Here is a 16,903-nt window from a genome sequence, read left to right as displayed (position 1 = left end):
AAGGGATTTATCTCGGTCAACTTCAGACATTTGTTCAGAAGCGGATCACCGCCGCGCCCCAGGTGAAGCCGCCGCCCATCGCCTCGAGGACGATCAGGTCGTTCTCGCGGATGCGTCCGTCGCGCACCGCCGTGTCCAGCGCCAGCGGCACCGACGCGGCCGAGGTGTTGGCATGCTGGTCGACGGTAACGATCACCTTGCCGGCGGGAAGGTCGAGCTTGCGTGCGGTGGCGTCGAGGATGCGGGCATTGGCCTGGTGCGGCACGACCCAGTCGACATCGGCCGGTGTCAGGCCGGCCAGGCCCAACGCCTCCTCCATCACCTGCGCCAGATTGACGACGGCATGGCGAAAGACCTCGCGGCCCTTCATGCGCAGCTTGCCGACCGTGCCGGTGGTCGAGACACCGCCATCGACATAGAGCAGGCCGTTATGGCGGCCATCGGCATGGAGCCGGGTGGCAAGAATACCGCGCCCGTCCGCATCGGCGCTCTCGCGCGCTTCCAGCACCATCGCGCCCGCACCGTCGCCGAACAGGACGCAGGTGGTGCGATCCTCCCAGTCGAGGATACGGCTGAAGGTCTCGGCGCCGATCACCAGCGCGCGGCGCTGCACGCCCGAGCGCAGCATCGCGTCGGCGACCTGCACGGCATAGAGGAAGCCCGAACAGACGGCGGCGACGTCGAACGCGACGCAATCGGCGATGCCCAGCATCGCCTGCACCTTGGTCGCGGTCGCGGGGAAGGTCTGGTCCGGCGTCGCGGTCGCCAGCACGATCAGGTCGATGTCCTGCGCCGACAGGCCGGCGGCGGCGATCGCGGCCTTGGCGGCGTCGGCGGCCAGCGTTGCGGTCGTCTCCTCCGGCCCTGCGATATGGCGGAAGCGGATGCCGGTGCGCTCGACGATCCACTCGTCGGAGGTGTCGACCTGCTGTGCCAGTTCCTCGTTCGACACCCGCCGGGTTGGAAGCGCCGAGCCCGTGCCGGTGACGATCGAGCGAATCATGCCGCAGCCTCGAAGTTCAGGAGATCCTCGGCGATGCGCCGGGTCAGGTCGGCGCGCACCATCTTGGCCGCGTTGCCGATCGCGGTGGCGACGCCCAATTCGGTCGCGCCGCCATGGCTTTTCACCACCAGGCCGTTCAGGCCCAGGAAGACCGCGCCATTATGGTTGTTGGGGTCGAGATGATCCCGCAGCAGCTGGGTCGCCGGGCGCGAGATCAGGAAGCCGATCTTCGAGCGGGTCGAGGAGCGGAAGGCGCGCTTGAGCAGGTCGGCGACGAAGCGCGCGGTGCCCTCGGCGGTCTTGAGCGCGATATTGCCGGCGAAACCGTCGCACACGATCACATCGACCTCACCACGGGCGAGCTGGTTGCCCTCGATGAAGCCGGTGAAGTTCAGCGGCAGGTGATTCTGCCCGCGCAGCACGGCGGCGGCGTCGCGAATCTCGTCGGTGCCCTTCTGATCCTCAGACCCGATATTGAGCAACGCGACTCGCGGATTGTCGAGTTCGAGCAGCGTGCGGGCATAGGCCGCGCCCATCACCGCGAACTGGACGAGGTTGCGCGCATCGCACTCGGTATTCGCGCCGAGGTCGAGCATGACGACGTCATTGTCGCCCAGCGTCGGCAAGGGCGCCGCCAGCGCCGGCCGGTCGATGCCCGGCAGGGTGCGAAGCGACAGCTTGGCCATCGCCATCAGCGCGCCGGTATTGCCCGACGACACGGCGGCGGCGGCGCGCCCCCGTTTCACCAGATCGATGGCGATGCCCATCGACGTCGTCTTGGCGCGACGAATCGCCTGGCTGGGCTTTTCGTTCGAACCGACGATCTCGGGCGCGTGAACGATCTCGGACGCGGCGGACAGATTGGGATGGGATTTCAGCCCCTCCGCAATCTGCGCCTCGTCGCCGACCAGGAAGAACCGCATGCCCTCATAGCGGCGTCGCGCTCTGGCGACACCGGCAAGCATCACGGCCAGCCCGTCGTCGCCGCCCATCGCATCGACGGCGATCCAGGCGTTATCGGCCATGCGTGTCCTCTAACGGTCGTTCAGGTGAAGGAAGAGGGGATCAGCCCTCGACCGACACGACCTCACGGCCGTTATAGTGGCCGCAAGCGGTGCACAGATTGTGCGGACGCTTCAGCTCGCCACAGTTCGGGCATTCCTGGAACGCCGCGATGGTCAGCGAGTCGTGGCCACGGCGCATGCCGCGCTTGGAGGGCGAAGTCTTTCTCTTGGGGACGGCCATTGCGGCACCTTATCAAATTCGAACAAGGGATGGACGCAACCACTGTCAGCACCCATAGCGCGCCCGGATCGAGGACCCGGCCGCGTGAGCACCCAGCCGGACGCATCGCGAAGCCCCGCGCCTATAGCGAGTTTTGCCGATGTTGCAAGCGCGGCCACGGAATGGCACTCCCCGAGATCAGGCAATTTACAGGAAAGACGGCATTTATGGTCCTGCCGGTTACGCTGAGCATCGCGGCGGCGGCCGCCATCGTCAATTTGTGGCTGGCGCTGCGAATCGTGGTCGGGCGCGTCCGTGGCAAGGTCATGATCGGGGACGGGGGTGATTCGCGACTCGTAGCGGGCATGCGCGCCCAGGCCAATTTCGTCGAATATGCGCCCTTCGTCCTGATCCTGATGGGTCTGATCGAGCTGAGCGGCGGATCGTCCTTCTGGCTGTGGGTGCTGGGGGGTGCGTTCATCGTCGCGCGCATCGGCCATGGCTGGGGCATGATGTGGCCCGCGCCCAATATCGGTCGCGCCGGGGGCGCGATCGGCACCTGGGCGATCCTGGCGCTGCTGGCCGGTTGGGGGATCGGGCTCGTCTATACCGCGCAGGCCAAGCCCGTCGCGGCCACCACCGTCGTAAGGATCGACCGCTGATGATTCGCTTGCCCCTGATCGCGCTCGCCGCCGTCACCCTGACCGCCGCCGCGCCCGACCCGATTTCGCCGCAGCGCCTGTCGGCGGATGTGAAGACGCTGGCCTCCGACGCGTTCGAGGGCCGTGCGCCGGGGACACCGGGCGAGGCGAAGACGGTCGACTGGCTGGTTGCGCAGTTCAAGGCGATGGGCCTGCAGCCCGGCGGTCCGGACGGACAATGGACGCAAGCCGTGCCGTTGATCCGCACGCAGATCGGGAAGGGGACGATGCGCGCAGGCGGCATGCCGCTCGAACAGGGGCAGGGCGTCTATGTCTCGACCGTGCGCCCCGTCGACCGGGTGGCGATCCAGGACGCATCCATGGTCTTCGTCGGTTACGGCGTCCACGCGCCCGAGCGGGGCTGGGACGACTTCAAGGGCGTCGACCTGAAGGGCAAGATCGCGGTCTTCCTGGTCAACGATCCCGATTTCGAGGCGGTCGCGGGCGACGATGCCAAGGGCAAGTTCGGCGACCGGCGCATGACCTATTATGGCCGCTGGACCTATAAGTTCGAGGAAGCGGCGCGGCAGGGCGCGGTCGGTGCGCTGATCGTCCATGACACGCCGGGCGCGGGCTATGGTTGGGCGACGGTGACGGCACCGGCGGGCGAGAATTACGATATTGTCCGCACCGATCCGAGCTCGCGCGTGCTGCTCCAGGGCTGGCTGTCGGGCGAGGCGGCGGACAAGCTCTTCGCGGCCGCCGGGCTGGACTTGGCCCAGCAGAGGAAGGCGGCGCGGCGCGCGGACTTTCGGCCGGTCGAGTTGAAGGGGCAGCACTTTTCCGCCGACCTGCCGGTGACGACGGTGCGCGCCGAGAGTCGCAACGTATTGGCCAGGCTGCCCGGCAAGACGCGCCCCGACGAGGTGGTGATGTTCGGCGCGCATTGGGATGCTTACGGCAAGGGCGCCCCCGATTCGAAAGGACGCACGATCCGCCCCGGCGCCAATGATGATGCGCTGGGCGTGGCGGGCGTGCTGGAACTCGCGCGGGCGTTCAGGGCGGCACCGCGCACCGATCGCAGTCTGGTGTTCGCGCTCTGGACCGGTGAGGAGCGCGGGCTGCTGGGGTCGGAAACCTATGCGGTGAAGCCGGTCTATCCGCTCGCCAAGACGGTCGCGAACCTGACGCTCGACATCCTCCAGACGGCGGGGCCGGCCAGGGACGTGATGCTGGTCGGCGACGGGCAGAACGACCTTGAGGATCGGCTGAAGGCCGCCGCCGCCGCGCAAGGGCGGGTGGTGACGCCCGAGGCGTTGCCCGAGCGCGGGCTGTTCTACCGCGCCGACCATTTCTCGGTCGCAAGGCGTGGCGTGCCGACGCTGCTGCTGATGGCGATCAGCGGCGCGCCCGATCTGGTCGCGGGCGGGCGCCCGGCGGGGCAGGCGTGGCTGGACGGCTATATGCGCTGTTATCACCAGACCTGTGATGCCTGGGACGCGAAGTGGGATTTGCGCGGGGCGGCGGCGGATGTCGGGTTGCTGTACCGGATCGGGCGTGATCTGGCCGATGGGCGAGACTGGCCAGAATGGCGAAGCGGGTCCGAGTTCAAGGCGATTCGCAGCGAGAGCGCTGCGGAACGGCGGTAATCCCTTGGCCTTCGACTAGAGCGTTTTTCGATCAGTCTGCATCGTATCCACAGTTTGCGAAGTAGTTTGCGCATTCCAGTGGCGAGTAGAGGTCGAGGATGTGGCCGATGGCGTTCCAGAGGCCGTGGATGGTGCGCTCGGCGGCCTTGCGCAGATGCGCTTTCAGCTTTGCGAACGCTTGCTCGATCGGGTTGAAGTCAGGGCTGTAGGGGGGGAGGAACAGGAGCCTGGCACCGACGCTTTCGATGGCGGCGCGCACGGCGGGCGCCTTGTGGCTCGACAGGTTGTCCATGATGACCACGTCGCCACGGGCGAGTTCGGGCACGAGGACGCGGGTGACGTAGGTGAGGAATGCGTCGGCATTCATCGGCCCATCGAGCACCCATGGCGCGACCATGCCGGTGCGGCGCAGCCCGGCCGTGAAGGTGGTTGTCTTCCAATGGCCGAAGGGGATGCCAGCGCGCAGGCGCTCGCCCCGCCGGCAGCGGCCATGTCGCCGCGCCATGTTGGTGCTGGCCCAGGTTTCGTCGATGAAGACGAGGCGCGCAGGGTCGAGGTCGAGTTGGCCATCGAACCACTCCTCGCGTTGCTTCAGGACGTCGGGGCGATCCTGCTCGGTCGCGTGGCCGGTCTTTTTTTGCGCGTGATTCCGTGCCGGGCGAAAAACCGCCACAGCGTGGCGATGCTGACGCTTACGCCCCGCCCGGACAGCATTTCGCGCAACTCCGCCAGCGTTGGGTCCGGCTGCTGCTCGATCGCGTCCAGGATGAAGGAGGCATGCTCCTCTATCCTAGCCGTGCGACGGTCGCCGCCCTGCGGCTTGGCCGCCGGCGTGCCGTGCCGAAGTGCCAGGTGTCGCCACCGGATCGCACTCGCTGCGCTGACCCCGAAACGTTCGGCCGCCTGTCGGCACGACAGCCCGCCTTCGACCGCAGCGACGACACGGTCCCGAAGATCACGCGATAAGGCTCGACCCATCCCTGCCGGCCTCCTTCGCCAGCATGGATCGTGAATCAGAAAAACGCCCCCGTGTGAATCCCTATCGATTCAGTCCGCTCGAAAACCGCTCTAACGCTCAGGCTGAACGGAGCGTGGGAATGGGGCTTGCCACAAACCCCGTTCAGGCTGAGCGAAGTCGAAGCCCACGCCCCAACCTCGCCCCATCCCAATACCTTACCCCAAACCCAACACCCGATCCGCCACGAACGCATTGCTCTGCCGCTCATGGCCGAAGGTGCTGGGCTGGCCATGCCCCGGGATGAAGGCGGTGTCGTTCCCCAGCGGCCACAGCTTCTCGACGATCGAGCGGATCAGCGTGTCGTGATCGCCGCCGGGCATGTCCGAGCGCCCGACCGATCCCTGGAACAGCACATCGCCGACCAGCGCGAATTTCGACGGCGCGTGGTGGAAGATCACATGGCCGCGCGTATGCCCCGGCGTCTCGTACACATTGAGGGTCAGCTCGCCGATCGTCACCGTATCGCCCTCGTTCAGCCAGCGGGTCGGCTCGACGATCTGCGCGGGGATGCCGTAAGCCTGGCCATCCTCGTCCAGCCGTGCGAGCCAGAAACGATCCTCCTCCTGCGGCCCCTCGACCGGCACCGAAAGCGCATCGGACAGTGCCTTCGCGCCGCCGGCATGGTCGATATGGCCATGGGTGAGGAGGATCTTCTCCACCGTCACGCCGATCTTGGCGATCGCGTCCTGGATGCGCGGCAGGTCGCCACCGGGATCGACGACGGCGGCCTTCATCGTCGCGGTGCACCAGATGATCGAGCAATTCTGCTGGAGCGGGGTGACGGGCACGATCGCGGCGCGCAGCGGGGGCGTGGGTACAGGGTCGGTCATCGCCCCGAGATAGAGGCTGGGACGGCCATAGCCAATCGCTGCTTGCCCCAATCGCTGCTTGCATGCCTGGGGGCGGGCCGTGCATGGATCGTCCTTCATGCTGCGCCTCGATGCCCCTTTCGTGTTGCTCGACGATGCCCGTGACGGGGGTGCGGCGGCGCGGCTCTATACCGCGCCGGTCGGGATCGTGACCGCGCATGCGCCCGAAGAGGTCGCGCCCGCGCTCGACCGGCTGCGCCAGGCACGGGCGCGCGGGCTGCATGCGGCGGGCTGGATCGCCTATGAGGCCGGCGCGGCGCTCGAGCCGAACGTGGCCGCCACCGCCGCCGATGGCCCGCTGCTCTGGTTCGGTCTGTTCGAGGATTATCGGACGCTGGCGGTCGAGACGCTGCTGCCCGATCCCGCCGGCGCCTGGATCGGCGCGCTGCAGCCCGAGTTGGACGAGGAACGCCATGCCGCGCAATTCGCCGAGGTTGCGGCGCGGATCGCGGCGGGTGATCTCTATCAGGTCAATCTCAGCTTCCGCGCCACGGCCCGGGTCGCGGGCGATCCGCTGGCGCTCTATGCGGGCCTGCGCGCCCGGTCGCGCGCCGGCTGGGGCGCGGTGGTGGCGACCGGCGATAGAGTGATCCTGTCGCTGTCGCCCGAGATGTTCTTCGCGCTCGATGCCGGCCGGCTGACCGCCAAGCCGATGAAGGGCACCGCGCGGCGACACGGCGATGCCGCCGCCGATGCGCGGGCCGCGCAAGCCCTGCGCGACGATCCCAAGCAGCGTGCCGAAAATCTGATGATCGTCGACCTGATGCGCAACGACCTGTCGCGGGTCGCGCGGGCCGGCAGCGTGGCGGTGCCCGAGTTGTTCGCGGTCGAACCCTATCCGACGGTGCATCAGATGGTGTCGACCATCACCGCCGATCTGGCCGAGGGGCGCGATGCGGTGGATGTTCTCGCCGCGCTTTTCCCCTGCGGCTCGATCACCGGTGCGCCCAAGATCGCGGCGATGCAGGCGATCGCGGCGATCGAGGATTCGCCGCGCGGCCTGTATACCGGCGCGATCGGTCGGCTGGACGCGAATGGCGATGCGATGTTCAACGTCGCCATCCGTACGCTCACCTGGCTCGAGGGGAGCGACCGCGTAACGCTGGGGCTGGGGTCGGGGATCGTCGCCGACTCGGTCGCGGCGGACGAATGGGACGAGTGCTTGGCCAAGGCGGCGTTCCTGACCGACGGCCAGCGCGATTTCGACCTGATCGAGACCATGGCCTTCGACCCGCTGGAAGGTATCCAGCATCTGGAGGCGCATCTGGCGCGGATGAAGGCGAGTGCGCTGGCCTTGGGCTTCACCTTCGACCGGCATGATGCGCGCAACGAATTGCAGGCGGCGACCTTCCGCCTGCGCGATGCCCGGCGCATCCGCCTGTTGCTCGCGCGCAGCGGCGCGGTCGTGGTCGAGGTCGGTCCGCGACCCGCGCCGTTCGAGTCGCCCGTGGCGGTGCAGGTCGTGCCCCTGCCGGTATCGCAGGCCGATCTGCGCCTGCGCCACAAGACCAGCGCGCGCGGCTTCTACGACGAGGCGCGCGCGGCCGCGGGGACGGCGGAAGTGCTGTTCGAGACGCCCGAGGGGTTCCTGACCGAGGGCAGCTACACCAATATCTTCGTGCCGCGCGGCGATGCGCTGGTGACGCCGCCCCTCGCCGAGGGGCTGCTGCCCGGCATCCTGCGCGCGCATCTGATCGAGACGGGGCGGGCAGTCGAGGGGCGGCTGACGCGCGCCGATCTTCACGACGGATTCTTGCTTGGTAACGCACTTCGCGGATTGTTTCGTGCGGAGATGGTTGCGGATTGAGGGTGGAGGCGTCTAAAGCGCCCCCGCAAATCCCTGACGCAAAGGTTCCGTTTCATGCAGCCCTCCGCCGCGCTCGGTCGTATCAGCCCGTCCCCCACGCTCGCCATCACCAGCCGCGTGATGGAGCTGAAGCGCGCCGGCGTCGACGTGATCGGGCTGGGCGCGGGCGAACCCGATTTCGACACGCCGGACTTCGTCAAAGAGGCCGCGATCCAGGCGATCCGCGACGGCAAGACCAAATATACGAACGTCGACGGCACGCCCGAGCTGAAGGCGGCGATCGCGGCCAAGTTCGCGCGCGACAACGGCCTGACCTACAAGGCCGATCAGATCAGCGTGAATGTCGGCGGCAAGCACACTTTGTTCAACGCGATGGTCGCGACGATCGATGCGGGCGACGAGGTCGTGATCCCCGCGCCCTACTGGGTCAGCTATCCGGACGTCGTCCAGTTCGCGGGCGGCGTGCCGGTGATCGTCAAGGCGGGGCCGGAACAGGGTTACAAGCTGACCCCGGAAGCGCTGGATGCGGCGATCACGCCCAAGACCAAGTGGGTCATCCTGAACTCGCCATCCAACCCGACCGGCGCGGGCTATACCGCCGACGAGCTGAAGGCGCTGGGCGAGGTGATCCTTCGCCACCCGCATGTCTGGGTCTTCGCCGACGATATGTACGAGCATATCGTCTATGACGGCTTCCGCTTCGCCACCATCGCGCAGGTCTGCCCCGAATTGTACGAGCGCACGCTGACGGTGAACGGCTGTTCCAAGGCGTACGCCATGACCGGCTGGCGGATCGGCTATGCGGGCGGCGCGCCCTGGCTCATCAAGGCGATCGCCAAGCTGCAGTCGCAGTCGACCTCCAACCCCTGTTCGGTGGCGCAGGCGGCGGCGACCGCGGCGCTGACCGGCGACCAGAGCTTCCTCACGACGCGCAACCAGGCGTTCCAAGCGCGGCGTGATATGGTCGTGTCGATGCTCAACGAGATCGAGGGCATGACCTGCCCGACGCCGGAGGGCGCCTTCTATGTCTATCCGTCCTTCGCAGCCCTGATCGGCAAGACCACGCCTTCGGGCCGTCTGATCGACAGCGACGAGGCGTTCGTCGGCTATCTGCTCGACGATGCGAAGGTCGCGGCGGTGCAGGGCGCGGCGTTCGGCCTCTCGCCCGCGATGCGAATCAGCTATGCGACCTCCGACGCGCTGCTGCGTGAGGCGTGCACCCGCATCCAGACGGCCTGCGCCGCCCTGAAATAATCCCGCGCCTGTTGCGCTGCAAAAGCTGGTCGGCTCGGTCAAGACACCGATCCGGCTGGCTTTTTTCATGGTTTATGTGCGGTGCGGCAATATGGCTTAACTGTGGCATGAACGACACGATCACGTGCCGTTAATGCTGTGTTTCTATAAACGCCATTGTCGGAACGCCGCCGATCGACCAGATGGCGCCCGTACCGATCGCCAGCCCATCCGGGTGGCGACCCGCAACGACAGGTGAAGACAAATGCGTGCCCTCCTCAAGTCCAGCTTCGTAAGGCAGTTCGCCGGCGGATTTGCGCTTGGCGCCCTGGGTCTCGTGGTCCTGCACCCGGCGGAAGCGCCGAGCCGCTATGCGCCGACGGCGCCGGTCGAGGCGGTTCGCTAAGGGATTTTCTGGCGGGGTGATTCCCGTGGCCTTCGACTTCGCTCAGGCGGAACGGAGGCTGGGAATACCTTTTTACAACCTCCGTTCAGGCTGAGCGAAGTCGAAGCCCATGCGCGACATCCGCCTCTAGCCGAACCCCAAAAACGCCCCATATTCCAGCGATGCGCACCCCCATTTGCATCGCCCTTGCTGCGACCGCCTTCGGAGCGGTCGCGCTATCATCCCTCCCCGCCAAGGCCGAACGTGCCGTGCCGTTGCCCAAGGCAGTGCTCGACGTGCCGGCCACGCCGAAACCCCAGGTCGCCGTCCTTGCGGGCGGCTGCTTCTGGGGCATGGAGGCGGTGTTCGAGCGGGTGAAGGGTGTGCGCGCGGTCACGGCGGGCTATGCCGGCGGCCGGCGAGAGGATGCGAACTATCCCGCCGTCTCGACCGAGCGCACCCGCCATGCCGAGGCGATTCGCATCGTCTATGATCCGGCGCAGGTCTCCTATGCGACCCTGCTGCGCGTCTATTTCGCGATCGCACACGATCCCACTCAGGTCGGTGGCCAAGGCCCCGACCGCGGCCCCAGCTATCGCTCGGCGATCTTCACCCAGTCGCCCGATCAGGCGAAGGTCGCGCGCGCCTATATCGCGCAGTTGACCGGCGCCCATGCCTTTGCCAGGCCGATCACGACGCGGATCGAGCAGGGCCAGTTCTTCCCCGCCGAGGCGGAACACCAGAACTTCTACGACCGCAATCCGTCGCATCCGTATATCACGCGCTGGGACAAGCCCAAGGTCGCGGGCTTCCGCGCCGGTTTCCCCGATCTGGCGCGGGCGGGCTGAGGACGGCTCAGGCAGCGACGGGGAAGCGCAGCATCCGGTCGCGGACGGGGACCAAAGCCTCGGCGGTGCGACCGACCGCCTGAACCAGCGCGGGGTGGTCGACATCGAGCCCCCCGGTCAGCGCCCCGAAGGCGGGCAGGATCAGCTTGTGCGCCGTGCCGACGAAACAGCGGCGCGCGACCATCTTGCCGCGTACCCGCAGCCGTAGCTTGGGATGGAAATGCCCCGACAGCTCGGGTCGCGTCTCCGCCGGATCGGCCTCGTGGCGCAGGACGAGGCCGTCGACCAGCGCCTCGTCCACCACCTCGCCGCCGCAGCGATCGCGCAGCACGGGGTCGTGATTGCCGGTGATCCAGGTCCAGCGGGTCGCCGCCGTCAGCGCCAGCAGCATCGCCCGCGCCTGCGGCAACAGCCGGTCGCATCCTTCGGCATCGTGGAAGCTGTCGCCCAGGCACCAGACCTCGCGCGCCGCCGTTCGCGCCACCGCCCCGGTCAGCTCGGTCAGCGTCGCCAGCGAGTCGTAAGGGGGCAGCATCTGTCCGCCGCCGGCATACCAGCTGGCCTTTTCCAGATGCAGGTCGGCAACCAGCAACGCCTGGCGCGCGGGCCAGAACAATGCGCCTTCGGGCAGGGCGGCAAAATCCCGGCCGCCGAACGAAAAGGGAACCATTTGCCGTCCATGCGCTTGACGCTGCACAATATCAAGCGTTTGCAGAGCGCTTGGGAAAGCCCTTGCTTCCCGGGCAAAGAGGCGTAAAGCGCGCCGTCCTTTTGGCACAGGGGGTTCCGGCGGACATGACGGCGACAACGACCGACAGTACCGACAACCAGCACGGGGCGGCCGACGGCCACGCCCCGCGTCATCCCGCGCTCGCCGCGCTGACCGTGGGAGCGATCGGCGTGGTGTTCGGCGATATCGGCACCAGCCCGCTCTACGCCTTTCGCGAGGCGCTGTCCCAATCGGCCGCCGACGGCATCGACCCCAGCGAAATCCTGGGCGTGCTCAGCCTGGCGCTGTGGACGCTCTTCCTGGTCGTCACCGTCAAATATGTCATCTTCCTGATGCGCGCCGACAATCAGGGCGAGGGCGGGGTGCTGGCACTGGCCGCACTCGCCCGTCGTTCGCTGGGCATCCGCTCGCGACTGGCGCTGATCCTGGGTGCGGCGGGGGCGTCGCTCTTCTATGGCGATGCGATCATCACCCCGGCGCTGTCGGTCCTGTCGGCGATGGAGGGGCTGCGCACCATCCCCGCCGCCGCGTCGATCTTCGACGAAGGGCTGATCCGGCTGTGCACCATCGTCATCCTGATCGGGCTGTTCCTGATCCAGTCGCGCGGGACGGCGCAGGTGTCGAAGCTGTTCGGGCCGATCTGTATCCTGTGGTTCTTCGTGATCGGCGGGCTGGGCATCTGGCACATTGCCGACGAACCCTCGATCGCGCGGGTGATCTGGCCCGGCTATGGCATCAGCTTCCTGGCGACGCACGGCGTGACGGGGCTGTTCGTTCTGGGCGCGGTGTTCCTGACCGTCACCGGGGCCGAGGCGCTGACCGCCGATATGGGGCATTTCGGGCGGTTGCCGATCCGGATCGGCTGGTTCTCGCTCGTTCTCCCGGCGCTGATGCTCAACTATCTGGGGCAGGGCGCCTTCGCGCTATCGGCGCTGGAGCGCGCGGCGGCGAGCGGGCAGACCTTTACCAATCAGGACTGGTTCTTCCTGATGGCGCCCGAGTCGTTCCGCCCGGCGCTGATCGTGCTGGCGGGCATGGCGACCGTCATCGCGGCGCAGGCGGTGATCACCGGTGCCTTCTCACTGACCCAGCAGGCAATCCAGCTCGGCTTCCTGCCGCGCCTGCGCGTTCGCCAGACCTCGGCCGATTTTCAGGGCCAGATCTATCTGCCTGCGATCAACTGGCTGCTGCTGTTCGGCGTGCTGGTGCTGGTGATCCAGTTCAAGACGTCCTCGGCGATGGCCGCCGCCTATGGTATTGCGGTGACGGGGACGATGGTGGTCACCACCTGCCTGGCCTATCTGGTCGTCCGGCATCGCTGGGGCTGGGGGCGGCCGCTGGCGCTGGCCGCGATCCTGCCCTTCCTGGCGCTCGACCTGATCTTCTTCGGCGCGAACATCCTGCGCGTGATCGAGGGGGGCTGGGTGCCGCTGCTGGTCGGGGCGGCGGTCGGCCTGATCATCTATACCTGGGTGCGCGGGCGCGGCATCGTCTCGGCCTTCGAGAAGCGGCAGGCGATCCCGCTTGCCGATCTCGCCGCCGCGCTCGCCAAGCGTCCGCCCGAGCGGGTGCCGGGGACGGCGGTGTTCCTGACCGCCAATCCCGCCTCGGCGCCGGGCGCGCTGCTCCACAATCTGAAGCATAACAAGGTGCTGCACGCGCAGAACCTGATCATGACGATCCGCACCGCCGATCGCCCCGTCGTGCAGCCCGAATATCGCGCGCATGTCGAACGGCTCGACGATAATTTCGCGACCGTGGTGCTGACCTATGGCTTCATGGAGACGCCTGACGTGCCGCGCGACCTGCCGCGCGATCTGGGTGTCGAGCAGCGGCAGATGGGCCTGGACCCGATGAAGACCAGCTTCTTCATCGGCCGCAACACGCTCAAGCCAGAGGCGGAGAAGGGCATGCCGCTCTGGCAGGACCGACTGTTCATGTTCCTGCAGCGCAATGCCAGCGATCCGACCGACTTCCTGCGGATTCCGCCGGGCAAGGTGCTGGAGCTGGGCGAGCAGGTGACGGTGTAGCCAAAGGCCCCTCCACCACCGGGCTGACGCCCGGCGGTCCCCCTCCCCAAGCTATGCTTGGGGAGGGGGACCATCCGAAGGATGGTGGAGGGGTGTTGTCCAACGGGGCGTTCTGTATGCCATGCCCCTTCCGTCAGAGCTGACGCCTGGCCATCTCCCGGTGCTGGAAAGGATTTACAGCGTGACCTTGGGCGGCTTGGCGGCCTCGACCGCGACCAGCACCATCTTTTCCCAGATCGCCGGATCGCCCGCATCGGCCATCGCCTGATCGGGTTCGCGCAAGGTTCGCAGCACGGCAAGTGCGTCGGCCATATGCTCGCGCCAATGCGCATCGACCAGCTTGGCGGCCGATTCGGAGTCGCCTCCGGCATTGGCGCTCAGCCGCTGGCCGCACAGCACGCGCGCGATGCGTTCTGCGGCGGGGGTGTGGGCAATATCCATGGCAACCTCTCCTGAAGCGTGGATCGTTACGCGATCAACGCGGGAGAGGGGGTTATGGTGCCCATCAAGGCCCCTCTCCCGGCAGGGAGTTTCAGGTCGGTCATGCCCCCGGCATGACCTGAACGATGCGGGGCATCGTTCGCCTGAAACTGGGTTGGGGAGGGGCAAGGGCCACGGGCAATGGTCTCGGTGAGACTCCTTTACCCTCCCCCATCCCCTCCCGCTTGCGGGAGGGGCGTGCTTGTGGCGAGAGTTCGGGTCAGCCCTGTGCGCCGCGACCGGCACCGCCGCCGCCACCGGGGCGACCCTGGCCGCCACGGCCACGACCGCCGCCACCACCGCCACGACGGCGCGGCTGGCGACCCTGCGGTGCGCGGGTGTCGGTCGCGCGCGGGTGATGCGTGGCGCGGGGACGCGCCGGATCGCGCGGGCGGTCGACGCGCGGCGCGGGATCGGCGCCGATCGCCTTTACGCGCTGCGACTTGATCGTCTCGGCGCGCTTCACGAAGTCGGCGGGCAGCGGCACGACGGTGATCTTCTGCCGCGTCAGCTTCTCGATATCCTTCAGATAGGGCCGCTCATCCTCGGCGCAGAAGGCGATGGCGAGACCCGAGCGACCGGCCCGCGCGGTGCGGCCGATGCGGTGGACATATTGCTCGGCGACGTTGGGCAGCTCGAAGTTGAAGACGTGGCTGACGCCCGGAATGTCGATGCCGCGCGCGGCGATGTCGGTCGCCACCAGCACGCGGGTCTGGCCCGACCGGAACTCGCCCAGCGCCCGCTCGCGCTGGCCCTGGCTCTTGTTGCCGTGGATCGCGTTCGCCGCGATGCCGTTGCCCGCCAGCAGCTTCACGACGCGGTCGGCGCCATGCTTGGTGCGGGTGAAGACCAGCGCCAATTCGATCGCCGGATCGGCGAGCAGGATGGTCAGCAGCGCCTGCTTTTCCTGCTGCGTCACGAAGGTCACCGACTGGTCGACGCGCTCGGCGGTGGTCGAGACGGGCGTGACCGAGACGGTCGCGGGATTGTCGAGGAACTTGTCGGCCAGATCGCGGATCGCGGCGGGCATGGTCGCCGAGAAGAACAGGGTCTGACGCTTGCGCGGGATCATCTTCACGATGCGGCGCAGCGCGTGGATGAAGCCCAGGTCGAGCATCTGGTCGGCCTCGTCGAGCACCAGGATTTCGATCATCGACAGGTTCAGGAAACCCTGCTCGACCAGATCGATCAGGCGGCCGGGCGTCGCGACGAGGATGTCGACGCCGCGCGACAGGTCCTGCCGGTTCTTGTTGATGCTGGTGCCGCCGAAGACGGTCGCGACCGCCAGCTTGGAGAATTTGGCATAGCCCTTGGCATTGTCGGCGATCTGGCTGGCCAGTTCGCGCGTGGGGGCCAGGACCAGCATGCGGCAATGGGTCGGCAGGACGCGCTTGTTCGCCTCGACCAGACGCTGGATCGAGGGGAGGACGAAGGCGGCCGTCTTGCCAGTGCCGGTCTGCGCGATGCCGAGCAGGTCGCGGCCTTCCAGCAGCGTCGGGATCGAGTCGCGCTGGATCGGCGTGGGTTCGGAATAGCCCTTGGCTTCGAGCGCACGGACGAGCGGCTCGGCGAGGCCGAGTTCGGAAAAGGACATGGGAATACTTTCTGACATGGCGCGCGAGTCACGAAAGGCCGCAAGCGCGGGCCGGGGTTGATGACACCCCGCGTGACAAGGGAAGCCTGAAGACAGGGTCGGGGCGGAGCCGGGACCAAAAGGTCCGTTCACGCTGCGAGTGGACGCCTCGACGGGCGGGCATGTGCGCTGGCCATTGCCAAAAGTCAAGTTTCGGGCAGGATCACCGCCCCAATGCGTGACAAGCGCGGACGGATGGTTACATCCGATACCAGTTAGCGAAGAGGAGTCCTGCATGAAACTCGCCAGTCTCAAACATGGTCGCGACGGCAAGCTGGTCGTCGTGTCGAGCGACCTCGCCTGGTATGCGGATGCGGGGCATATCGTGCCGACGCTGCAGGGGGCGCTCGACGATTGGGAGACGCATGCCCCCGCGCTCGCCAATCTGGCGACCGATCTGGATCATGAGGCGATTCCGCGCGCGCGCTTTCATGAGCATGACGCCGCCTCGCCCTTGCCGCGCGCCTATCAATGGGCGGACGGATCGGCCTATGTGAATCATGTCGCCTTGGTGCGGCAGGCGCGCGGGGCGGAATTGCCCGACAGCTTCTGGCACGACCCGCTAATGTATCAGGGCGGATCGGACGGGTTCCTCGGCCCGCGCGATCCCATTCCGCTGGCCGATGAAAGCTGGGGCTGCGACCTGGAGGGCGAGGTGGTCGTCGTGACCGGCGACGTGCCCCAGGGGGCGAGCCGTGACGAGGCACTGGCGGCGATCCGGCTGATCGGGCTGACCAACGACGTGTCGCTGCGCGGGCTGATCCCCGGCGAGTTGGCCAAGGGGTTCGGTTTTTTCCAGTCCAAGCCGGCTTCCGCCTTCTCCCCCGTTTTCGTCACGCCGGAGTCGCTGGGCGACTGGTGGCAGGACGGCAAGCTGCGCCGCGTGCTGCGCGTCGATCTCAACGGCCAGCCCTTCGGCCGCGCCGATGCGGGCGAGGACATGACGTTCGACTTCGGCACGCTGGTGGCGCATGCGGCCAAGACCCGCGCGCTGGGGGCGGGGACGATCATCGGCTCGGGCACCGTGTCCAACCGCGATACCGATGGCGGCCCCGGCAAACCCGTCGCCGAGGGCGGGGTCGGCTATAGCTGCATCGCCGAGGTGCGGATGATCGAGACGATCCGCAGCGGCGAGGCCGTGACGCCGTTCCTGAAGAAGGGTGATACGGTGCGCATCTGGATGGAGGACGACCGCCACCATTCCATCTTCGGCGCGATCGAGCAGATGGTCGGTTGATTAAGTCCTCCCCATCTTCGATGGGGAGGGGGACCGCCCGGCATAGCCGGGTGGTGGAGGGGCATTGCCTCAATGCTTGCTGCGATCGGCGACGGCACGGCCCCGGCCCCTCCACC

15 protein-coding genes are annotated in these 16,903 nt (G+C 67.5%); 7 read left to right on the top strand and 8 right to left on the bottom strand.

The window, feature by feature from the left end:
* Positions 1 to 34: 34 nt before the first annotated feature.
* From GGR48_RS08895 to rpmF, 3 genes are read right to left on the bottom strand one after another with little or no spacing between them, the layout of a single operon-like run.
* Entirely contained in the window at positions 35 to 1,003 is a 969-nt protein-coding gene (locus GGR48_RS08895) for a beta-ketoacyl-ACP synthase III (RefSeq protein ID WP_183951565.1), read from the bottom strand.
* Positions 1,000 to 2,028 (bottom strand): phosphate acyltransferase PlsX, encoded by a 1,029-nt coding sequence (gene plsX, locus GGR48_RS08890; protein ID WP_183951564.1) that lies wholly within the window; start codon positions 2,026 to 2,028, stop codon positions 1,000 to 1,002. The genes GGR48_RS08895 and plsX overlap by 4 nt, the downstream gene beginning before the upstream one ends.
* Positions 2,029 to 2,068: 40 nt before the next feature.
* Positions 2,069 to 2,248: a 50S ribosomal protein L32 gene (gene rpmF, locus GGR48_RS08885; RefSeq protein WP_037568791.1), complete on the bottom strand. Its 180-nt coding sequence runs from the start codon at positions 2,246 to 2,248 to the stop codon at positions 2,069 to 2,071.
* A 206-nt stretch (positions 2,249 to 2,454) separates the two neighbouring features.
* On the opposite strand from rpmF, the gene GGR48_RS08880 reads away from it, so the two are divergent.
* Together GGR48_RS08880 and GGR48_RS08875 are read left to right on the top strand one after the other, a co-directional pair.
* On the top strand, positions 2,455 to 2,889 hold the full coding sequence (locus GGR48_RS08880) for an MAPEG family protein (protein WP_183951563.1): 435 nt from the start codon (positions 2,455 to 2,457) through the stop codon (positions 2,887 to 2,889).
* Complete coding sequence (locus GGR48_RS08875) at positions 2,889 to 4,517, top strand: M28 family metallopeptidase (protein ID WP_183951562.1); 1,629 nt, start codon at positions 2,889 to 2,891, stop codon at positions 4,515 to 4,517. Before GGR48_RS08880 ends, GGR48_RS08875 begins: the two co-directional genes overlap by 1 nt.
* A 31-nt stretch (positions 4,518 to 4,548) precedes the next feature.
* Here GGR48_RS08875 and GGR48_RS08870 read toward each other — a convergent pair.
* Positions 4,549 to 5,495, bottom strand: a protein-coding gene (locus tag GGR48_RS08870; protein ID WP_183951561.1) for an IS630 family transposase whose coding sequence is annotated in 2 segments (ribosomal slippage) — positions 4,549 to 5,159 and positions 5,159 to 5,495 — 948 coding nt in all. Because the reading frame shifts where the segments join, the coding sequence is not laid out codon by codon here.
* Between the two features lie 195 nt (positions 5,496 to 5,690).
* Positions 5,691 to 6,365, bottom strand: coding sequence for an MBL fold metallo-hydrolase (locus GGR48_RS08865; protein WP_276208015.1), 675 nt, complete (start codon positions 6,363 to 6,365; stop codon positions 5,691 to 5,693).
* Between the two features lie 97 nt (positions 6,366 to 6,462).
* Here GGR48_RS08865 and pabB point away from each other — a divergent pair, with 97 nt between their 5' ends.
* The 3 genes from pabB to msrA all read left to right on the top strand — a co-directional run bounded on the left by pabB (position 6,463) and on the right by msrA (position 10,677).
* Entirely contained in the window at positions 6,463 to 8,211 is a 1,749-nt protein-coding gene (gene pabB, locus GGR48_RS08860) for an aminodeoxychorismate synthase component I (RefSeq protein WP_183951560.1), read from the top strand.
* A gap of 54 nt (positions 8,212 to 8,265) precedes the next feature.
* Positions 8,266 to 9,465, top strand: a complete 1,200-nt coding sequence (locus GGR48_RS08855; protein WP_183951559.1) for a pyridoxal phosphate-dependent aminotransferase — start codon at positions 8,266 to 8,268, stop codon at positions 9,463 to 9,465.
* A 546-nt stretch (positions 9,466 to 10,011) separates the two neighbouring features.
* Positions 10,012 to 10,677 carry a peptide-methionine (S)-S-oxide reductase MsrA gene (gene msrA, locus GGR48_RS08850; RefSeq protein WP_183951558.1) on the top strand — a complete coding sequence of 222 codons (666 nt, stop codon included), beginning with the start codon at positions 10,012 to 10,014 and terminating at the stop codon, positions 10,675 to 10,677.
* Positions 10,678 to 10,684: 7 nt separating this feature from the next.
* On the opposite strand, the gene pdeM is transcribed toward msrA, so the two are convergent.
* Entirely contained in the window at positions 10,685 to 11,347 is a 663-nt protein-coding gene (gene pdeM, locus GGR48_RS08845; RefSeq protein WP_183951557.1) for a ligase-associated DNA damage response endonuclease PdeM, read from the bottom strand.
* Between the two features lie 125 nt (positions 11,348 to 11,472).
* Between pdeM and GGR48_RS08840 the strand changes: the two genes are divergently transcribed.
* Positions 11,473 to 13,437 (top strand): potassium transporter Kup, encoded by a 1,965-nt coding sequence (locus GGR48_RS08840; RefSeq protein WP_183951556.1) that lies wholly within the window; start codon positions 11,473 to 11,475, stop codon positions 13,435 to 13,437.
* Positions 13,438 to 13,611: 174 nt separating this feature from the next.
* Here GGR48_RS08840 and GGR48_RS08835 read toward each other — a convergent pair whose 3' ends face one another.
* Both GGR48_RS08835 and GGR48_RS08830 read right to left on the bottom strand, forming a co-directional pair.
* Complete coding sequence (locus GGR48_RS08835) at positions 13,612 to 13,878, bottom strand: hypothetical protein (protein WP_183951555.1); 267 nt, start codon at positions 13,876 to 13,878, stop codon at positions 13,612 to 13,614.
* A 259-nt stretch (positions 13,879 to 14,137) separates the two neighbouring features.
* Entirely contained in the window at positions 14,138 to 15,511 is a 1,374-nt protein-coding gene (locus GGR48_RS08830) for a DEAD/DEAH box helicase (RefSeq protein WP_183951554.1), read from the bottom strand.
* Between the two features lie 274 nt (positions 15,512 to 15,785).
* On the opposite strand from GGR48_RS08830, the gene GGR48_RS08825 reads away from it, so the two are divergent.
* The gene (locus GGR48_RS08825; protein WP_183951553.1) at positions 15,786 to 16,787 is read left to right on the top strand and encodes a fumarylacetoacetate hydrolase family protein; all 1,002 of its coding nucleotides are present in this window, start codon (positions 15,786 to 15,788) and stop codon (positions 16,785 to 16,787) included.
* Positions 16,788 to 16,903 lie beyond the last annotated feature (116 nt).

This window comes from Sphingomonas pseudosanguinis, from assembly GCF_014196255.1.
Taxonomy (GTDB): Bacteria; Pseudomonadota; Alphaproteobacteria; order Sphingomonadales; family Sphingomonadaceae; genus Sphingomonas; species Sphingomonas pseudosanguinis.
Note: the sequence above shows the minus strand (reverse complement) of the source record. Positions and strands in the feature narration are given on the sequence as shown.